Annotated in this window: 18 protein-coding genes and 1 tRNA gene; 9 read left to right on the forward strand and 10 right to left on the reverse strand. The window is 54.9% G+C overall.

Annotated features, from left to right (window positions below):
* Position 1: 1 nt before the first annotated feature.
* The gene (locus KF752_03065) at positions 2 to 964 is read left to right on the forward strand and encodes an SMP-30/gluconolactonase/LRE family protein (protein ID MBX3420517.1); all 963 of its coding nucleotides are present in this window, start codon (positions 2 to 4) and stop codon (positions 962 to 964) included.
* 18 nt (positions 965 to 982) lie between these two features.
* Here KF752_03065 and ilvD read toward each other — a convergent pair whose 3' ends face one another.
* The 7 genes from ilvD to KF752_03100 all read right to left on the reverse strand — a co-directional run bounded on the left by ilvD (position 983) and on the right by KF752_03100 (position 7,508).
* On the reverse strand, positions 983 to 2,659 hold the full coding sequence (gene ilvD / locus KF752_03070; GenBank protein ID MBX3420518.1) for a dihydroxy-acid dehydratase: 1,677 nt from the start codon (positions 2,657 to 2,659) through the stop codon (positions 983 to 985).
* 124 nt (positions 2,660 to 2,783) lie between these two features.
* On the reverse strand, positions 2,784 to 3,929 hold the full coding sequence (locus KF752_03075) for an aminopeptidase P family protein (protein MBX3420519.1): 1,146 nt from the start codon (positions 3,927 to 3,929) through the stop codon (positions 2,784 to 2,786).
* 12 nt (positions 3,930 to 3,941) lie between these two features.
* A complete protein-coding gene (gene guaA, locus KF752_03080; GenBank protein ID MBX3420520.1) occupies positions 3,942 to 5,483 on the reverse strand; it encodes a glutamine-hydrolyzing GMP synthase in 1,542 nt (513 codons plus the stop codon).
* 316 nt (positions 5,484 to 5,799) lie between these two features.
* Positions 5,800 to 6,225, reverse strand: a complete 426-nt coding sequence (locus KF752_03085) for a transposase family protein (GenBank protein MBX3420521.1) — start codon at positions 6,223 to 6,225, stop codon at positions 5,800 to 5,802.
* A gap of 159 nt (positions 6,226 to 6,384) precedes the next feature.
* Entirely contained in the window at positions 6,385 to 6,585 is a 201-nt protein-coding gene (locus KF752_03090) for a hypothetical protein (GenBank protein MBX3420522.1), read from the reverse strand.
* On the reverse strand, positions 6,578 to 6,769 hold the full coding sequence (locus tag KF752_03095; protein ID MBX3420523.1) for a hypothetical protein: 192 nt from the start codon (positions 6,767 to 6,769) through the stop codon (positions 6,578 to 6,580). The genes KF752_03090 and KF752_03095 overlap by 8 nt, the downstream gene beginning before the upstream one ends.
* Positions 6,770 to 6,953: 184 nt before the next feature.
* The gene (locus tag KF752_03100) at positions 6,954 to 7,508 is read right to left on the reverse strand and encodes a DUF3365 domain-containing protein (GenBank protein MBX3420524.1); all 555 of its coding nucleotides are present in this window, start codon (positions 7,506 to 7,508) and stop codon (positions 6,954 to 6,956) included.
* Positions 7,509 to 7,943: 435 nt separating this feature from the next.
* Here KF752_03100 and KF752_03105 point away from each other — a divergent pair, with 435 nt between their 5' ends.
* Entirely contained in the window at positions 7,944 to 8,918 is a 975-nt protein-coding gene (locus KF752_03105) for a DUF1559 domain-containing protein (GenBank protein ID MBX3420525.1), read from the forward strand.
* An 82-nt stretch (positions 8,919 to 9,000) separates the two neighbouring features.
* On the opposite strand, the gene KF752_03110 is transcribed toward KF752_03105, so the two are convergent.
* The 3 genes from KF752_03110 to KF752_03120 all read right to left on the reverse strand — a co-directional run bounded on the left by KF752_03110 (position 9,001) and on the right by KF752_03120 (position 10,829).
* A complete protein-coding gene (locus KF752_03110; GenBank protein MBX3420526.1) occupies positions 9,001 to 9,438 on the reverse strand; it encodes a hypothetical protein in 438 nt (145 codons plus the stop codon).
* A gap of 10 nt (positions 9,439 to 9,448) precedes the next feature.
* Positions 9,449 to 10,705, reverse strand: a complete 1,257-nt coding sequence (locus KF752_03115) for a dipeptidase (GenBank protein MBX3420527.1) — start codon at positions 10,703 to 10,705, stop codon at positions 9,449 to 9,451.
* A gap of 39 nt (positions 10,706 to 10,744) precedes the next feature.
* Positions 10,745 to 10,829, reverse strand: a tRNA-Ser gene (locus KF752_03120).
* A gap of 208 nt (positions 10,830 to 11,037) precedes the next feature.
* On the opposite strand from KF752_03120, the gene KF752_03125 reads away from it, so the two are divergent.
* From KF752_03125 to KF752_03155, 7 genes are all read left to right on the forward strand, one after another.
* Positions 11,038 to 12,240 (forward strand): tyrosine-type recombinase/integrase, encoded by a 1,203-nt coding sequence (locus tag KF752_03125; GenBank protein MBX3420528.1) that lies wholly within the window; start codon positions 11,038 to 11,040, stop codon positions 12,238 to 12,240.
* On the forward strand, positions 12,237 to 12,878 hold the full coding sequence (locus tag KF752_03130) for a hypothetical protein (protein ID MBX3420529.1): 642 nt from the start codon (positions 12,237 to 12,239) through the stop codon (positions 12,876 to 12,878). The genes KF752_03125 and KF752_03130 overlap by 4 nt, the downstream gene beginning before the upstream one ends.
* Positions 12,879 to 12,993: 115 nt before the next feature.
* Complete coding sequence (locus KF752_03135) at positions 12,994 to 13,245, forward strand: hypothetical protein (protein MBX3420530.1); 252 nt, start codon at positions 12,994 to 12,996, stop codon at positions 13,243 to 13,245.
* Positions 13,246 to 13,399: 154 nt separating this feature from the next.
* Positions 13,400 to 14,215 carry a DUF2399 domain-containing protein gene (locus tag KF752_03140; GenBank protein MBX3420531.1) on the forward strand — a complete coding sequence of 272 codons (816 nt, stop codon included), beginning with the start codon at positions 13,400 to 13,402 and terminating at the stop codon, positions 14,213 to 14,215.
* Positions 14,208 to 14,360: a hypothetical protein gene (locus KF752_03145; GenBank protein ID MBX3420532.1), complete on the forward strand. Its 153-nt coding sequence runs from the start codon at positions 14,208 to 14,210 to the stop codon at positions 14,358 to 14,360. Before KF752_03140 ends, KF752_03145 begins: the two co-directional genes overlap by 8 nt.
* Entirely contained in the window at positions 14,357 to 15,064 is a 708-nt protein-coding gene (locus KF752_03150; protein MBX3420533.1) for a hypothetical protein, read from the forward strand. Before KF752_03145 ends, KF752_03150 begins: the two co-directional genes overlap by 4 nt.
* Positions 15,052 to 16,359, forward strand: coding sequence for an AAA family ATPase (locus KF752_03155; protein MBX3420534.1), 1,308 nt, complete (start codon positions 15,052 to 15,054; stop codon positions 16,357 to 16,359). Before KF752_03150 ends, KF752_03155 begins: the two co-directional genes overlap by 13 nt.
* Positions 16,360 to 16,861: the final 502 nt, after the last annotated feature.

Below are 16,861 nucleotides of genomic sequence, written 5' to 3' on the forward strand. Positions count from 1 at the left end.
TATGGTTCGAACGCGTAATGCTCAACTGCTATATTTGCCCCCTACAGCCGAAGCCCGATTTTTGCCGGAGGGACCAACAGCGCTCGACGACGGGCGCTTTAGCTGGGTGGCCATTCAACATGGTCCGCAAGCCACGACTGGCTCACTGAATATCTTTAATTTTCAAACCGGACTCAATCAGAGCTTCAATTTGCCAGGTCGCCCTGGTTTTGCAAAGCCAACCTCGCGCCCTGGGCAGTTCGTCATTGGCTGCGAACGGCAACTGGGAATCTTCGATATAGCGGACCAGTCTTGGCGCGTACTGTGCGATGGTATCGATCAAGATGTGACGGGAACGATCATCAATGATGGAACCAGCTTTGGCGACAACCTGGTGTTTGGCACCAAGGACCTGGAGTTCAAAACACCCAAAGCTGGCTTGTATCTGTTTCGTGGCCGGGATCGACAGTTGATTCGGCTTCGTAGCGATCAAATCTGCAGCAACGGCAAAGACGTTGTTTCATCGGGTAGCGGTGGCCTGCACCTGCTGGATATCGACTCGCCAACCCGGGCTGTCGTCCGCTATCGGCTAGACATCGAAGCCGGGCGACTGACTGAACCCGAACGGATCATCGACCTGAGCGATCTGGAATCATTTCCCGATGGGATGGTACTGACGCCGGACGAACAGAGCGCGATTATCAGTTTCTACAATCCCAATCCTGCCCAGTACGGGGAGACGCGACAGTACGGACTGCTGGATGGCAAGCTAGAAGCCATTTGGCGCACGCCTGGCAGCCCGCAGGCCACTTGCCCCTTGCTGATTGATCATCCCGATGGCAGCGTCAAGCTGGTCATTACCACGGCAGTCGAGCACATGTCAGCCCAGCGGCAAGTGGAGTCAAAGCTGGCCGGTGGGCTGTTCATCGCCGAGACACATTTTCGCCATGCGCCGGCCAGCGGAATATTTCATTGGGAAGAATGACGGCCAGCCGATTGCCAGCTATTCGTCAGTGACACAACCTTCCGACGCACTCTTCACGTTCTTGATGTATTTGTACAGCGTTCCGCGAGTCGCCTTCAGTGGCGGCGCAGTCCAAGCGGCACGACGCCGACGCATTTCGTCGTCGGAAATGTCTACATCCATGCGATTGGTCTCCGCATTGATTGTTACGCGATCACCGTCGCGCACTAGCGCCAGCGGACCGCCGACTTGAGCTTCCGGCGTAATATGGCCGACGATAAACCCGTGGGAACCCCCGGAGAATCGACCGTCGGTTAGCAAGGCGACATCGTTGCCTAACCCAGCGCCCATAATGGCCGAAGTAGGCGTCAGCATCTCAGGCATGCCGGGGCCGCCCTGGGGACCCTCGTAGCGAATGATGATCACGTCGCCAGCCTTGATCTGCTTGTTCTCCAAGGCGGCCAGCATCAACTCTTCGCTGTCGTAGCATTTGGCGGGACCGGTAAACACCAGCCCCTCTTTGCCCGTGATCTTGGCGACGGCACCTTCTGGAGCCAAATTGCCGCGCAAGATTTGAATGTGCCCAGTGGGTTTGATCGGCTTTTCAATGGGTTGAATGATCGTCTGACCCGGCTTTAGGCCCGGCACAGCTTGCAGATTCTCGCCCAAAGTCCGACCGGTTACTGTCAAGCAGTCCGGTTGGATCAGCCCTTTCTCCAACAGGTACTTCATGACCGCCGGTGTGCCACCGACACTGTGCAGGTCTTCTTGCACAAACTTGCCACTAGGCTTGAGGTCTGCCAAATAGGGCACCCGATTGCTGACCGCTTGAAAATCATCAATCGTCAAGTTCACATTCACACTGCGGGCCATGGCAATCAGATGCAAAACGGCATTGGTTGAACCACCCAGAGCTACCACGACAACCATGGCGTTTTCGAAGGCTTGCCGCGTCATAATATCGCGCGGCTTGATGTCGGATTCCAGCAGCTGGAGCATCGCCTGGCCGGCGCGATGGCACTCGTCGATTTTGGCTGGGTCCTCCGCCGGAATCGAACCGCTATAAGGCAAACTCATTCCCAGAGCTTCAATCGCCGAGGCCATGGTGTTGGCGGTGTACATACCGCCACAAGCGCCTGCACCCGGACATGAGTGGCGCACTATCTGCTCGCGCTCTTGATCGCTGATTTGGCCCGCCAGATATTGTCCATAGCATTGAAATGCGCTGACAATATCTAATGATTGTCCGTTCCATTTGCCTGCCCGAATCGTGCCCCCGTAAATCATCAGTGCCGGACGATTCAATCGTCCCATGGCCATGATGCAACCGGGCATGTTCTTATCGCAGCCGGGCAGCGCGATTAGTCCATCGTACCACTGTGCCCCCATGATGGTCTCGATCGAATCGGCGATCAGATCGCGCGATTGCAACGAATAACTCATCCCATCAGTGCCCATCGATATGCCGTCGCTGACGCCAATCGTGTTGAACCTCATGCCGTACAGCCCAGCCTGATTAACACCCTGCTTGACGGCCTGGGCCAAGTCCAGCAAGTGCATGTTACAAGAATTGCCTTCGTACCATACGCTGCAAATACCCACCTGGGCTTTGTTCATATCCTCGGGAGTCATACCCGTGGCATACAACATGGCCTGCGAGGCACCTTGGCTCTTGGGTTGAGTTATCCGACTGCTGATCCTGTTAAGTTGCTTCATGACTTAGCTAACGCAAAAGTAAAATGATAGTGAGCAAGATGAAGATGCTGGGCGACAAAAACTATAGTCTACAAACAGGTCGCCGCGCTGGATAGGATGAAACAGTGGCTGCCAGTCTGATCACCTACCGCCAGTCCAGCCCCTCTGGCAAGCAATTCAAGTTTCGCGGTGGGCCAGTCTCGGCCACCACGATCATGTCCTCGACGCGCACGCCACCGTGCAGGCGACTATACAATCCCGGTTCGATGGTCAGTACTTCTCCAGCCATCAATGTCCCACCACGCTCATCCAGCAAGATGGGTTCATGAACTTCCAGTCCAATGCCGTGGCCTGTACCGTGTGGCATGATTGGATCATCGGCCATTTGACCGCGAGCAAAACGAAAGCCATGCAGCTCCAACTGGGCGAGGGTCGTCCCATGCACTGCGTCGGCCGTTGCACCGGCGATGGCTTGCGCGGTGGCTGCATGCTTGGCAGCAATCACGGCTGCGTGCATGTTACGAACCGTGTCACTGCACTCACCATGCACTACAGTCCGCGTGCAATCGCCGTGATAATGAGTCTGTGTGCTGCGCGGAAAGATATCCAGAATTACCGGTTGTCCGGTCCACAGCGGCCCACTGCCCGAGGCATGGCAATCTGCGGACTGAGGTGAGGTGGCCACGATCATCCCATGTGGACACTGAAATTCCAGGTCCAACAGCCACTGGGTAATCATCCGCTTCATCCGCTGGCAGGTTAGCAGGCTACCAGCATGTTGCAGCTGACCCTTGGCGTCAGCCACTGCGTGAGCAATGGTTTGACAGGCGCGCAGCATGACCTGCTCGGTGGCTGACTGTGCGGCCTGCAGCCACTGAATTTCCTGGTCGTCTTTGGAGCGGCGATCCAGCACCCCCAAATCAGGATCGTACTCCACGGCAATACCGGCCTGCTGGATGTACCAGGCGAAAATCCATGGTAGCGTTCGATCGGCATCGACGCGCGCGACGTGATGACGAGACAAACATTCCGCTACGGCTTGCGCCGTTGCCGTGGCGCGATCACCAGACAATCCCCCGGGCGGAGAGAAGTCAGCAGGGCAATGCACCTGATCGACGCGAACCGATGCCCGCGCTCGTTCCAGTTCAATGTCGCGGACGATAAACAGACTGCAGGGCTGGTTCGGTGAGTGGATATGAATCCAGGCAGCCGGATCCCCCGTTTCAAAACGCACTCGATGAAACAAGGCCGGGTTCTCACGTGGCGATCCCGCCAGCAGGGTAGCGAACACTGGCTGCATACGCTACTCCCACTCGATGGTTGCCGGTGGCTTGCTGCTGATATCGTAACACACGCGATTGACGCCGCGTACTTCGTTGATGATCCGGCTGCTCATGCGCGCCAACAATTCGTAGGGCAAATGGCTCCAATCAGCGGTCATAAAATCGTCAGTGTTCACCGAGCGAATCGCCACGGCGTTTTCGTATGTTCTGGCATCTCCCATTACACCCACACTCTGGACCGGCAGCAGCACAGCAAACGCCTGCGATGTTTGTCGATACAGTCCGGCAGCCCGAATTTCACTGACCACGATGTGATCGGCCTCACGCAAGATATCCAACTTTTCCTTGGTCACTTCGCCCAAACAGCGAACCGCCAATCCCGGTCCGGGAAACGGGTGCCGCCACACAAGCTGCTCAGGCAAGCCCAACTCTAATCCAAGACGACGGACTTCATCCTTGAACAGATCTCGCAGGGGTTCCACCAGCTCGAACCCGAGCTCTTTGGGCAAACCTCCCACGTTGTGATGCAGTTTAATGGTCGCGGCTGGACCATCAACGGCCGCCCCCGATTCAATCACGTCGGGATACAGTGTGCCTTGAGCCAAGAATTTAGCGCCAGAGATCTTGGCGGCCTCTTCCTTAAAACAGTCGATGAACAGTCGCCCGATTCGACGTCGCTTCTCTTGTGGTTCATGGATTCCGCGCAGCGCCTCCAGGAATCGACCTTCCGCCTCGATCACATGCAAGTCGACTTTGAAGTGATTGGTGAATTCAGATATCACCGCCGCCTGTTCGTCCTTGCGCAGCAATCCGTTGTCGACCAGAATGCAGCTTAACCTGCTGCCAATGGCTTTGACCAGCAGTGCCGCCGTAACCGCGCTATCGACTCCACCCGACAAGCCGCAGATTACCCGATGATCCCCGATCTGCTGACGCAGACGCTGGATGGTCTGCTCGGCAAAGTCGGTTAAATGCCACTGACCTTGGCAACCGCACACAGCGTACAAAAAATTGTGCAGTATCGTGGCCCCCAAGGGCGTGTGCGTTACCTCGGGATGAAACTGCAAGCCGTAGACAGCCAGTGTGCGATGCTGGACAGCCGCATAAGGACATGAACTGGTCGCAGCCAACGCCGTAAAATCGTCGGAAACTTCGTGAACCTGATCCCCATGACTCATCCACACATCCATCTGCGGTGGCAGGCCGGTTAGCAGACCTTGAGAGTCGCTGATTCGCAGCGTGGCTCGACCAAACTCGCGCGACTGGCAGGTACCCACCTGGCCGCCCAGCGATTGGCAGGCGAGCTGCATGCCGTAGCAGATGCCCAAGACCGGAACGCCCAACTGAAAAATTTGTGGATCGCAGCGCGGTGCGCCCGTGTCGTACACGCTGGACGGACCTCCCGACAAAATAATGCCGCTGGGCTTTTTTGCGGCAATGGCCTGCGCCGACAGATCATGGCGAATGATTTCGCAGTACACGTTTTGCTCGCGCACGCGACGCGCGATCAACTGCGCGTACTGTGAACCAAAATCCAATACCACTACTTTTTCTGTAGGCAGCGATGAACTCGGATTGACGGCTGCTGGCCTGGACAACGTTGAACTACCGGACACCCCTGGATTCCTTCTGAGAGCCAAGAAACCTCGTAGTATATCGGGAATTGTTCAAGCGACCAATGCCCAGCGCCTTTACCCAGAGCGTTTCTAAGGTTGATGTAATCTGCTTGATTTCAATTTGTGTCCAGCGTGCAAGATGTTTCGCAGATACTCTGCTGGTGCGAATTGATCGACGAGTTTACCAATAGTTTTCCACAACTGCAGCTTGGTCCGATGAGCTGCACCCCAAAATCTGATCCAGGTGATATGAAAGGTTGGGTTAGGAAATAGGTAAGGGAATGGAATGTTCGCTGTGCTGATGGAGTGGAGCGAGCGCAGCGAACGGAACGGAATCAGCACAGCGAGGGGCGAACTCGTTGGGGGTCAGGTAGCCCAGCGAGCTGTGGGGCCTGACTCTGTTGTAGTCGTCTTGCCACTGTCGGGATTTGAGTCTTGCGTCCGCCACTGAAACCAGCTCCCTCGGTTGCAAATACTCGTCTCGGAGCTTGCCGTTGAAGCTCTCGCACACTCCGTTTTGCCACGGCGATCCTGGCTCGATATACAGCGTCTGGATCGATAGTCTGCTTAGCCACTGCTGGATTGCTTTGGCTATGAATTCAAGCCCATTGTCGCTTCTCAACATTTTGGGCACTCCATACATCGAGAACAGCTCGGCCAGCGTGATCCCTTTTAGTGCCGTGGACACAAGTCACCTCGCTCATGTTTCATTGAATGCGCTGCTCGTACATGATCCTCGATCCATAGCCAACCAGCCAGTTGCGACTACCAATTACAACGCCAGGCTAGCTGGTAAGGCACTGAAGGCCAGCGCTGCCGAGCTTCTTCCAATATCGAGCTGGCAAACTCAGCCAATCCACTGCGAGCCGTGGGCTAGATTCGGCGCTAACCTGCTGGCCGATAAGACTTTTAACATTGTTTGATTGACTAGATCGACGATCAACGCATCGCGGGGTGCGCTGCGCAACCCTTTACCGAAGCGATCCAACCATCGACCGGCCACCACCATCGGCCAACCCACCGCCAGCGCCATCAATGACTTACCCAAAACCGGTACCCCGTAACGCCAGCGGATTCAAACCGCTCGCCGCCGCCGAACATGGCTGCGCAGCCCTGACCAAACCGACAATAGGGCTACTGACAAAAGCCGCCGCACCTTCCATCAATCCGGGCTGTGTCTTGGATGCCCCCAACACAGACACCATGTACAGCGGCAGCAATGGAAAAATCATTTCGCCCGACACATCGGAGAAAAAAGAGACCCAGTTGACGATCCACTGCGAACGCGGTGGTCGTCTTGAGTCATCGGTGTCTCCATGGTGCCAATCCGACAGTCATGGCCAGAAGTGGAGCCTGATGTTGGACTGGATCGACCTCCTGGCCGAAGGAAAAACAGTCGGCTGTGTCCGGCTGGCACTAGTCCTCTTGGACAGGCACCATATACGCCAGTGCCCCAATTGCTTGTCCAGCTGGCACTTTCGCATAATTGTCATGGCATTCCACGCACTTGCTCAGCACGACGGGAATCGGCGTGGCTGCGCGCAGGTACCGCTGGCCGTCTTTGTGGATGACTTTGTCAACGTACGGCTGGCCGCCCACCAGTGACTTAATAGCGGATTTTTCAAAGTCGTCTTGCGGCAAATTTTCATCGTTGATGGCTTCGCCGGTTCCATCCAACAACCGAACTTCGTGCCACCCATTCTTTTTGGCCGCTGCAAATAGTTGCTTGAAGACCGTGCCGGCGGGTACCGAAGAGTCCCCATCGACAAAGTTTTCGGTTATCAACACCACGCCAGTCTTATAAATATCATCCAACATCTTCACTTCACGTCGCGCCCGGGCCAACGGCTTGTCACTTGAGCCCTTATCTACTCGAAGCTCGCCGGGTTGCTTCGAGCCATCTTGAGCAACAACCGCCACAGTAACGGCCACCAGCCCCAGACAAGTCAACACGCCTAATTTACGCAACATCTCAACCTCTCGCTCTCGCCACAATCGAGTACCTAATAGACTTCTCGGCGGAAGCCTAACATAAATGTCGATCATGTTATCGACTTTTCAGAACTGGTCAAGCTGGCTTCGCGCCGAGTTGAATTAAACCCATCTGCGACCAACAAAATCACCGCCGGCTGCGCCGGTTAGACTGGTCCACATTAAGAGGCGGGTGGCCGCAGAATTGAATTCAATATGGCTTAAAGCATCAGATTCGGCACACAGGGCATTAAAAATGATTGCAAATGCGGCCAATCCCTTTTACATTGGTCAGGCGTCAGTAAGAACAATTTCGACTGCATAAAGGAGCGGTCTTACGTCGTGCTGCGCCTGGGCCATGAAGGCCGTCGGGGCGGATTGCCAGACTGGCTGTCTTACGCCCACGCCAATGCAAGTGTGTTTAAGGGCTCTTCCGTGAAATTTCAGCACACAAAATCGTGCTCAAGTGTGCAGGCCATCGGCACCAAGTTCCATGGGCAACATCGCGCGTCACAATCTAACACTCGCCTCGCCGGATTTACGCTAGTGGAATTGTTGGTGGTCATTGCGATTATCGGACTTTTAGTTGGATTGCTGTTACCGGCCGTTCAAGCGGCACGCGAGGCGGCGCGCCGCGTGCAATGCACCAACAATCTAAAGCAACAAGGCTTGGCCGTGGCCAACTTTCATGACCAATTCAACTACATGCCTCCGGGAGGCTTCAATCCATGGGGGCGAGTGGGAAGCTGGGCTACAAACATCTTGCCGTTCGTCGAGCAACAGAGCTTGTCCAATCAAAACACAGCTCAAGATGTTAGCGTGTTGAGAAACGCGGGCGGTCCAACCGTGTTCTTTTGCCCCTCGCGCCGGGGCTCCTCAGCGATTAGCTCGCAAGGCGGCCGTTATTTGATGGACTATGCAGCGGCAACGCCCGCCAATGCTCCGAATTCGTGGGATCAGTATTGGTATGGTGATGTTTGGGGCATGGACTGGTTGCCAAATCGATATCGAGGAGCCATTGCGCGTGGCGGTGTCGATGTAGATGGCCAATGGAAGGGGACAAAAGTCAAGATCGGGGATATCACCGACGGTACGACGAACACCTTGCTGATTAGTGAAAAGCAATTGCATCCGCAGCGCTATGACACCGGTGATTGGCATGATGACGCTGGGTGGGCCGATGGCTGGGATCCAGATGTCATCCGCTATACCGGATTTGCACCCCTTGCCGATCGCCAGTACGAGCGTCAGGCAGGCTGGGAAGGATATCGTTTTGGCAGCGCGCATTCTACCGGAATCAATGCACTGCTGGCCGACGGCAGCGTTCGGCAGATCGCATACACGATCGACTTGACAACCTTCAATCGCCTGGGACTGCGCGACGACGGCGAAGTACTCGCTCCCGAGTAGTAGAACAGCGCCACGTTCTAATCAGCCGTTACGCGAGCAGGAGGATTGTACGGCACGCTTGCCCCCTTAGTCGTCAGGCAGGTTACGGATTGGGAACCAACTGCCGAAAGCGTTCTTCGTCCGCCGCGACCACTTGCCCCAATGTGCCCGCGACATAGCGAACACCACCAGCTCCCACTTGCTCCCAAGCAAACACTTCGATTTCATTCGGCTTCGACGCTCCCGACTGAAAGCGAAAACGATAGGGCTGGTTGTCGCGAGATGATATGAACAGCGCTTCCACATCATGGACACCCATCATCTGTAGCTCGGCAATTGGTCGTTTGGCGATGAAATCTTTGAGCTGCTTTTCGTTTGCCGGTCGTTTGCCACGATGAGCACCAATATACCTGCCATAGTAAACTGCCAACGGCTTGAGATTAGACGCTTCCGTTTCGGCACTGGAGTCTTGACGACTGCAGCCAGCCACAAAAACCATCGCCAATCCCAGCAGACAACAGCCGATGCGCAGACAAATCATAGCCACCTCCCTAGCGCAAACTTTCCGCAACCTGTTCGGCCCGCTGAATAATGCGCATGATGTTGCCGCTGAGCACCTTGTGGATATCGGCCTCGCTGTAGCCGCGATCCAGCAGCGCTTGAGTAATGACTGGATAACAGGACACATCTTCCAGTTGCTTGGGCAGCACCGTAATACCGTCGTAGTCGCTGCCCAGGCCAACATGATCGACTCCCGCCACACGGATCACGTGCTCAATGTGGTCCACCACGTCGTGCACCGTACCTGGCAGTATAGGATGCTCGGCGCGATGCCGCGCCATTGCTTTTCCGATCGCCTCCTGGTCTTCACCGTACAGCTCGTCCCACTTCCTGGCCAGCTCGAACATTTGACTGGTGTTGCGAGCCGACTCGGGTACGACGAACCCCGAAAAGAAATTGATCATCACCACACCACCATTGACCGGCAGGAGTTGCAGGATGTCATCCGGAACATTGCGGACATGATCGGCCACGGCTCGCGCCGACGAATGCGAAAACACCACCGGTGCGCGGCTGACTTGCAGAGCGCTGAGCATGGTATCGGGCGAAACGTGAGAAATATCGACCAACATACCCAGTCGATTCATCTCCAAAACCACGGCCTTGCCAAACTCGCTCAGCCCCTCACAGCGAGCTTGGTCGCTACACGAGTTGGCCCAGGCCAACGATTGACTATGCGTCAGCGTCATGTACCGAGCGCCCAGATCGTACAGCCGCCGCAGGTTCTCCAGCGAGTCTTCAATGCTGTGGCCACCCTCCACGCCGATCAGCGACGCGATCTTGCCGGACTGGCGAATGCGAACAATATCCGCATAGGTTCTAGCCAACTCGAAGGTATCTGGATACCTAGCCATCATCGCCAGCACGATGTCGATCTGTTCGAGCGTGGTCTGCAATGCTTGACCGTTGAGAGCCGTCTTTGACGGGACGAACACCGACCAAAACTGAGCGCCCACGCCACCGGACTTCAGACGCGGAATATCAGTCTGCAATCGAGGCTGGGAGTGAGCGATATCCAGAGACGCGAACGACCGCGAGCCTTTGCTGCGAATCTCCCAGGGCAGATCGTTGTGGCCATCGAACACAAACCCGCGCTGATGAATCTCGAGCGCCTGCGGGCTAACCACCACCGGCGGTCGCACTTGTTGCAAATCCGCTTGCGCCATCGCCAGCCCGGTCGTCAGCAGTCCCATCCCGCCAGCCAACATTCGCACGAGGCAAACTGAGATCAAGAGAAGTCGTGACATGCTACAATTCCGTTGATCAGCTGGGACCATATCAGTCAGCGGATGGGGAGGGATTCGAACCCCCGGTACCTTTCGGTACGCCGGTTTTCAAAACCGGTGCAATCGACCACTCTGCCACCCATCCGATTGGCTAAAACCCTGGAAATATCGCGTTTTTAGCTGTTTCGTTCATCGCTTGCCGCCTTCGACTACAACTGAAACTACAACTTTGGGCCTTTCCCCTGCCCGGCATCGGTTGTAGACTGCGCTGGACAGTTTGAACCGAAAACCCCTGCCCAGCAAGTGACGTTGCCGGACAGGGAACACTAGCACAACTGAAGGGAGTTGCGCGAATGTCTGGCAAAGATTCTACCAAAACCATCCGCCGAGCGTCTACCGGTCAACCAGGGAATGGAAGGGCTAAGCCTAAGGTGCGGAAGGATTTTCCGCTAACGTGGCATCCGGCTGGCCAATGGTGCAAGCGGGTTCTAGGTCGCCTACATTACTTCGGGGCCGATCCCGATAGGGCGTTGCAACGTTGGTGTGACGATAAAGATGATCTACTGGCAGGCCGAAAGCCGCGCCAACGAAAGCGAGGTTCTTCGACACTGGAGGAAGCCGTCAATCTTTTCCTGGATCACGTTGAGGATCAGGTTGAGCGCGGCGAGAAATCGCGGCGATGGTACGAAGACATGTGCAGCACTGGTAAGCTATTACTTGCCGCCCTGGGGCGATCATGGGCCGTAGAGAGCTTGACGCCTGAAGACTTTGAATCGCTACGCAAGCGGTTATCGCTGACTCGCAAGCGGAAGGGCGAGAAGCAAAGGCAAGTTAGTCACACGACGCTAAACAATCGCGTAACGCGCGTGCGAACTATGTTCAACTGGCTACTGAAGGCCAAGATAATCACGGCAGCCCCTGATTACGCTGCGGCATTTGACGCGCCGGATATGGTCGCTCGTGAGAATGAGCGACTGGAAAGAGGTACGAAAGACTTCACCCGCGCCGAAGTGCGTTCGTTGTTACGTCATGCGAAAGACCACCCAAGGTTGTACGCAGCGATTTTATTGGCGTTGAATACTGGATGCCAGAATGCCGACATAACTACTCTAAAGCGATCACACGTTGATCTAGCTGGCGGGTGGTACTTGCAACCACGGGCCAAACGTGCGAAGCGCAGGCGGGCGAAATTGTGGCCTAGGACAGTGCGGGCGTTGCAAGCTGTAATCGGAAATCGGCAATTGGCCGACGATGACCTGATCTTTACATCGGCTACCGGTGGCCCTTGGCATGGTCGAAACTGCCTAGCGAAAGAGTTTGCCACACTCAAGAGCAACGCGGGGATCACTAAGGCCCGCTGTGGGTTTCAGTGGTTGCGGCATACGTTCATAACACAGGCCAGCCAGGGCGGCGACCTTATTGCAGTGCAGTTAGCCGTAGGTCATGTTGATCGGACCATCACAGCGCGATACATCCATTCAGTTTACGATCCACGCTTGGAGTCGATAGCCAATTTGGTGGACAGTTGGTTAACTGGAAAAGGCGGTGGGCGATGACTGAGCAAGAAATTATCTCGGAAGTTCGTTCAATCGCAAAAGCTATGGCAATTCCGCGAGTTCTTTCAGGCGTTGTATCGTTGAGTCTCAAGTACAGAGTGAGGCAACTGTTGATTAAGGCAGGCGTTCCGTTCGGACCGTGGAGCGATGGTAGGCAGTACTTAACAAAGCCAGGAACCATCATGTTCAACGGCAGTCCTGTAGCTACTCAAGTCCACAGGGCGGTTGTAGACGATTACGCTGTCGAGCTTTGCAACGCAATTGTTCAGCACTTGCAGTTAGTGGATTGGGATTTACTGAGTGCAGCAATTCCAGAGTATTCGAATTGGACACCAGAGCAGGCCGAAGAGGCGCTCAGCCATGCGGCTAATGTCTTGCCAAAATTGGTTGATGAACTGGAAGCCTACTCGCAGGGAGCTTTGGCGAAGCCAGAAGGCGCTATCGAGGAGACTGAACGCAAGGAACGTGGTCTTGAGCTGTGGAATAGCTCTCCGGCAGTGCAGTGGTCCGACGTTGCCGTAGCCCTTGACGGAACACCTGAGACAAAAAAGGCGGTCACTGAAGAAATCAAGCGATATGCCAAGGCGAATAAACGATCCATTCGAAAGGCTAAACCAGGTGCCAAAAAGAGAAAATAAAGGGAACGAATAGGAACGAAAGGAACGTTCTATTCGTGTATATTTTCACTCTCAAATACCCCTTCTAAGATTCGTTTGTGGTCAAACCAACAACGAAATTTAGGAGGGGTTTCTAGTGAAAGTCGGACAGTATCAAAGTCCACCAGAAATAGCGAAGCAACTGCGGGTCAGTTGTGACCGAGTTCTGCACTGGATCAATACCGGCAAACTGAAGGCCGTGAATCTATCCGAGGGTCACGAGCGACCACGCTGGAAGGTGTCGCCCGATGACCTGAGCTGCTTTCTGAAGACTCGCAGCAACCTAGCAGATATTTCTCCAGCGACAGAGCGTCGCGTGACAATCAAGCCGCGCCGGCAGCACGTCTAGAAAACGCGAACGCCTCGGTTCGTGGCCGAGGCGTCGCAAGGGTTTTTTCTCCCAGCAAGGAGCGCTTCTAATGGTAATGGAAACATCCGCAAAAGGCAAGAAATCATCTTATGCCCCTAGACGCATAAAACGTCCTAGGAAAACAAAAGTTGAGATGACCAGCCTTCGCCAAGGCATCTATGATTTGGCAAAGGAATTTCAGCCTCTCACGGTTCGGCAGCTATTCTATCGAGCGGTCGCAGCTAATTTGATCGACAAAACGCAGAAGGCTTACAACCAAGATATTGTGCGGTTGGTTGGACTGATGCGCGAAGAAGGGCGGTTACCTTTTGAATGGGTCATCGACAACACTCGTTGGATGCGGAAGCCTAGGACGTATGGCAGCCTGGAAAGCATGCTCTACCACTCGCAACGTACCTATCGTCGAGCGATTTGGGACGATCAAAATGCTTACGTTGAAATTTGGTGTGAGTCCGATTCGATAGCAGGCGTTCTCTACGATGTAACCCAAGAATTTGACGTGCCCCTAATGCCATGCAGCGGGCAGCCCTCGAAATCATTCTTGCACAGCGCGGCCGAAAACATCGCCATCCAAGACAAGCCTTGTTTTCTGTACTATTTTGGCGATTACGACAAAGCAGGAATGGACATTTCTAAAAGAATCGCAAGGGATTTTAAGCGATATCTTCCCAGTGGTTGCGAGTGGCATTTTGAACGAGTGGCATTGAACAAAGAGCAGATTCGTGAGTTCAATTTGCCGACACGACCGCCAAAGGATCGTAGAGGCGGATTCACAGAAACGGTGGAGCTGGAAGCGATGACAACACAGCAGTTGCACACAATCTGCCGTGCTTGCATCGAACAGCATATCAACCCTCATACGCTTTCAGCTACCAAGCTGGTTGAAATGTCGGAGCGCCAAACACTTGCACAGATTATTGAAAACTTGGAGGCAGGGCGCGATGAATAGTCTCCAACCAGATCGGTACCAAGTTTTAGAAGCCTTGCAGGCAACAGCAGAATTTACCAGTCGGCGCGGTGTAACTGATGGCAATTTGATTGCGTCCTATTTTGAACTGATTCTTGAGGCAATTGTCCGAGGACTGACAGAATGATGAATAACGGATTCATTCAATTACCCCGAAAGACAATCAACAAGCTGCGGGGACTAGGTGCTGAGTATCTCGATTTGTACGTTGCGATACTGGCGGCAGTGAACTACATGCCTGACGAGTTCCAAGGAGTCAAGATTCAGCCAGGGCAAATGGTGTTTTCTTGGCGCAATATTGCCGAGCGACTGTATCCATTGCACACGCCAGCTATCAACACTGTCAGATCGCGAATATCGCGACTTGAGAAGGCAGGATTGATCGAGACGAAACCTATCTTCAGGTTTGATACTTCGATGCCGATTGCCACCCTCTTGGCTGTATCAAATTTTGATACGCGGTCTGATACGCGCCCTGATACGCGCTCTGATACAGAATTAATAAGGGGAGAGAAGGGGAAAGAAAGTACAGTTGCGCAAGCGCAACCAAGCGAGCAGTTCGAGGATTTTTGGAAAGCATATCCGCCTAGGAATGGCCGCAGACTTGAGAAGCAAAAAGCGCTCCAGCAATTCAGCCGCCTGAAGCCTGCCGACATACCGCTGGTCATGAAGGCCGTACAGTCATACGCAATCGCAGACGTATTACCTAAGGACGCATTCCGTTGGTTGAGAGATTCTTGGAGAGAGTGGTTGCAGGAACCATCGACCAATGGCAGCGCAACCAAGCCACCACCCAAGCCAGCACAACGAGGTGCATCATGGATCGACTAAATTGCCACGACCAGTCCGTCAGCTACAACGAGCGTAGCTTGCTGGCGGGCATTCTGACCGGGCGAGTTCGATTCGAAGATGTTGATGGCGTTTGTCAGCCCGACGACTTCATCGACGACGACAATGCGTCCTTGTTCGCTTGTTTACGTGATATCGCAATGTCAGGCCTTCCGTTGGCTTTGAGCGCCATACAGGCGGAACTGCATTCTCGTGGCTTGCTAGTGGGATTCGGTGGCGCGGATGGCTTGAGGTTGCTGCACTCCGAGGGGCGCGTCAGTTGGCAGGCAGCGGCTTATCATGCGCAGCAGGTGGCGCAAGCTGGACGACGGCGCAGGCTGCGTGCCATGTTGCTTGAGGCAGCGGCGGATTGCGATTCCGACAGGCCAGCCGATGAGATTGTGCGCGGCATAGAGTCGCAAGTTCGCGACTTGGAGCCAGTGCGGTCCGACGATTACTACAGCGCGGGACAAGCAGCGTCAGCGGCGCTTCAAGAGATCGAGTCTGCCAGAGCTTCGGGAACACAGCTTGGCCTGATGAGTGGTTTGCGCGACCTGGACGCGCATATCGGCGGCTTCAGGCCAGGGCAAATGGTTGTGCTGGCGGCGCGGCCGTCAATCGGGAAATCGTGCGTAGGCGCCGAGATTGCGCAGCGAGTTGCAGAGGCAGGCCGGCGCGTTCTGTTCGCAAATTTGGAAATGAGTAAGTCCGAAATGGGGACACGCTTCCTCAGTCGTCTATCGGGGATACCGAGTAACCTTCTGCGATCACCATGCACGCTTGACGATTCTGACCTTGCACGACTACGACGCGCTAACGAGCGAATGGCGGATTCGCATTTGATTCTCTGGGGCGGCGCTGGTCGCAGTATCGGCCAGCTATCGAGTGCAGCCAGGCGATTCCATGGTCGAGCGCCGATATCTCTGTTGGTGGTCGACTACTTGGGCCTAATCGCTGGCGGCGATGGCAAGAGTCGCTATGAGCAGGTCAGCACGGTCTCGCAGAAGGTTAAGTCGCTGGCTATGGAGCTAGAGCTACCGGTGCTGGCGATGTGCCAGTTGAATCGCGACAGTGAAAAAAACAATCGCGAGCCATGCTTAGCAGACTTGCGAGACAGCGGCGCGATAGAGCAGGACGCAGATATTTGTATCTTCATCGTGAGGCAGCGAGATAGCGAAAAATGCGTATTGAAGATTGCCAAATTCCGAAACGGTCAGCTTGGCAGCGTGCCAGTGCGGTTCGAGGGACAGTTCAGTCGCGTCACCGATGTAGCCAAGGAGCAGACATGGCGAGGATAAAACCGAAGCGAATCGCAGCAGCGGCGTGCAGACAATGCCAACGTCGATCGTACTGGCTGGCCGACGGTGCGCGTTGTAGTGCGTGCGTGGCGCAGGCGAGATCACAACAGCGTGCCACCCCTGCCAAGCGAAACGTCGAAGACCGGTCGAAAATGTTGAAACGCTGCCCGGTGCGCAGGTGTCCCGAATGCGGCGGGAAGTACGACGCGTGGCCGCCAGGCTCCAAGATTTGCTTCGAGTGCGTGATTGAGCGGCATAAGGAGGCGTGCGTGGATGGCCAGTGAAAAATGGGCGGATGTTCCAATCCGGTTTATCGAGAGGCCACGTTGCCCACATTGCGGCAGCGGGGACAGGCCGATTATTGTCCGCAGCCAATCCGAGAGCGACGGTTCAGTTACCCGGCGTTGCGTTTGCCGGTCATGCAGTCGGCGATTTTTGCTTGTCATCGAAGACCAGGAATAACGTGTTGCCAAAATTTGGCAGATTGGATTTTGGGTTCGGT

It is taken from the genome of Pirellulaceae bacterium, from assembly GCA_019636385.1.
Classification (GTDB): domain Bacteria; phylum Planctomycetota; class Planctomycetia; order Pirellulales; family Pirellulaceae; genus Aureliella.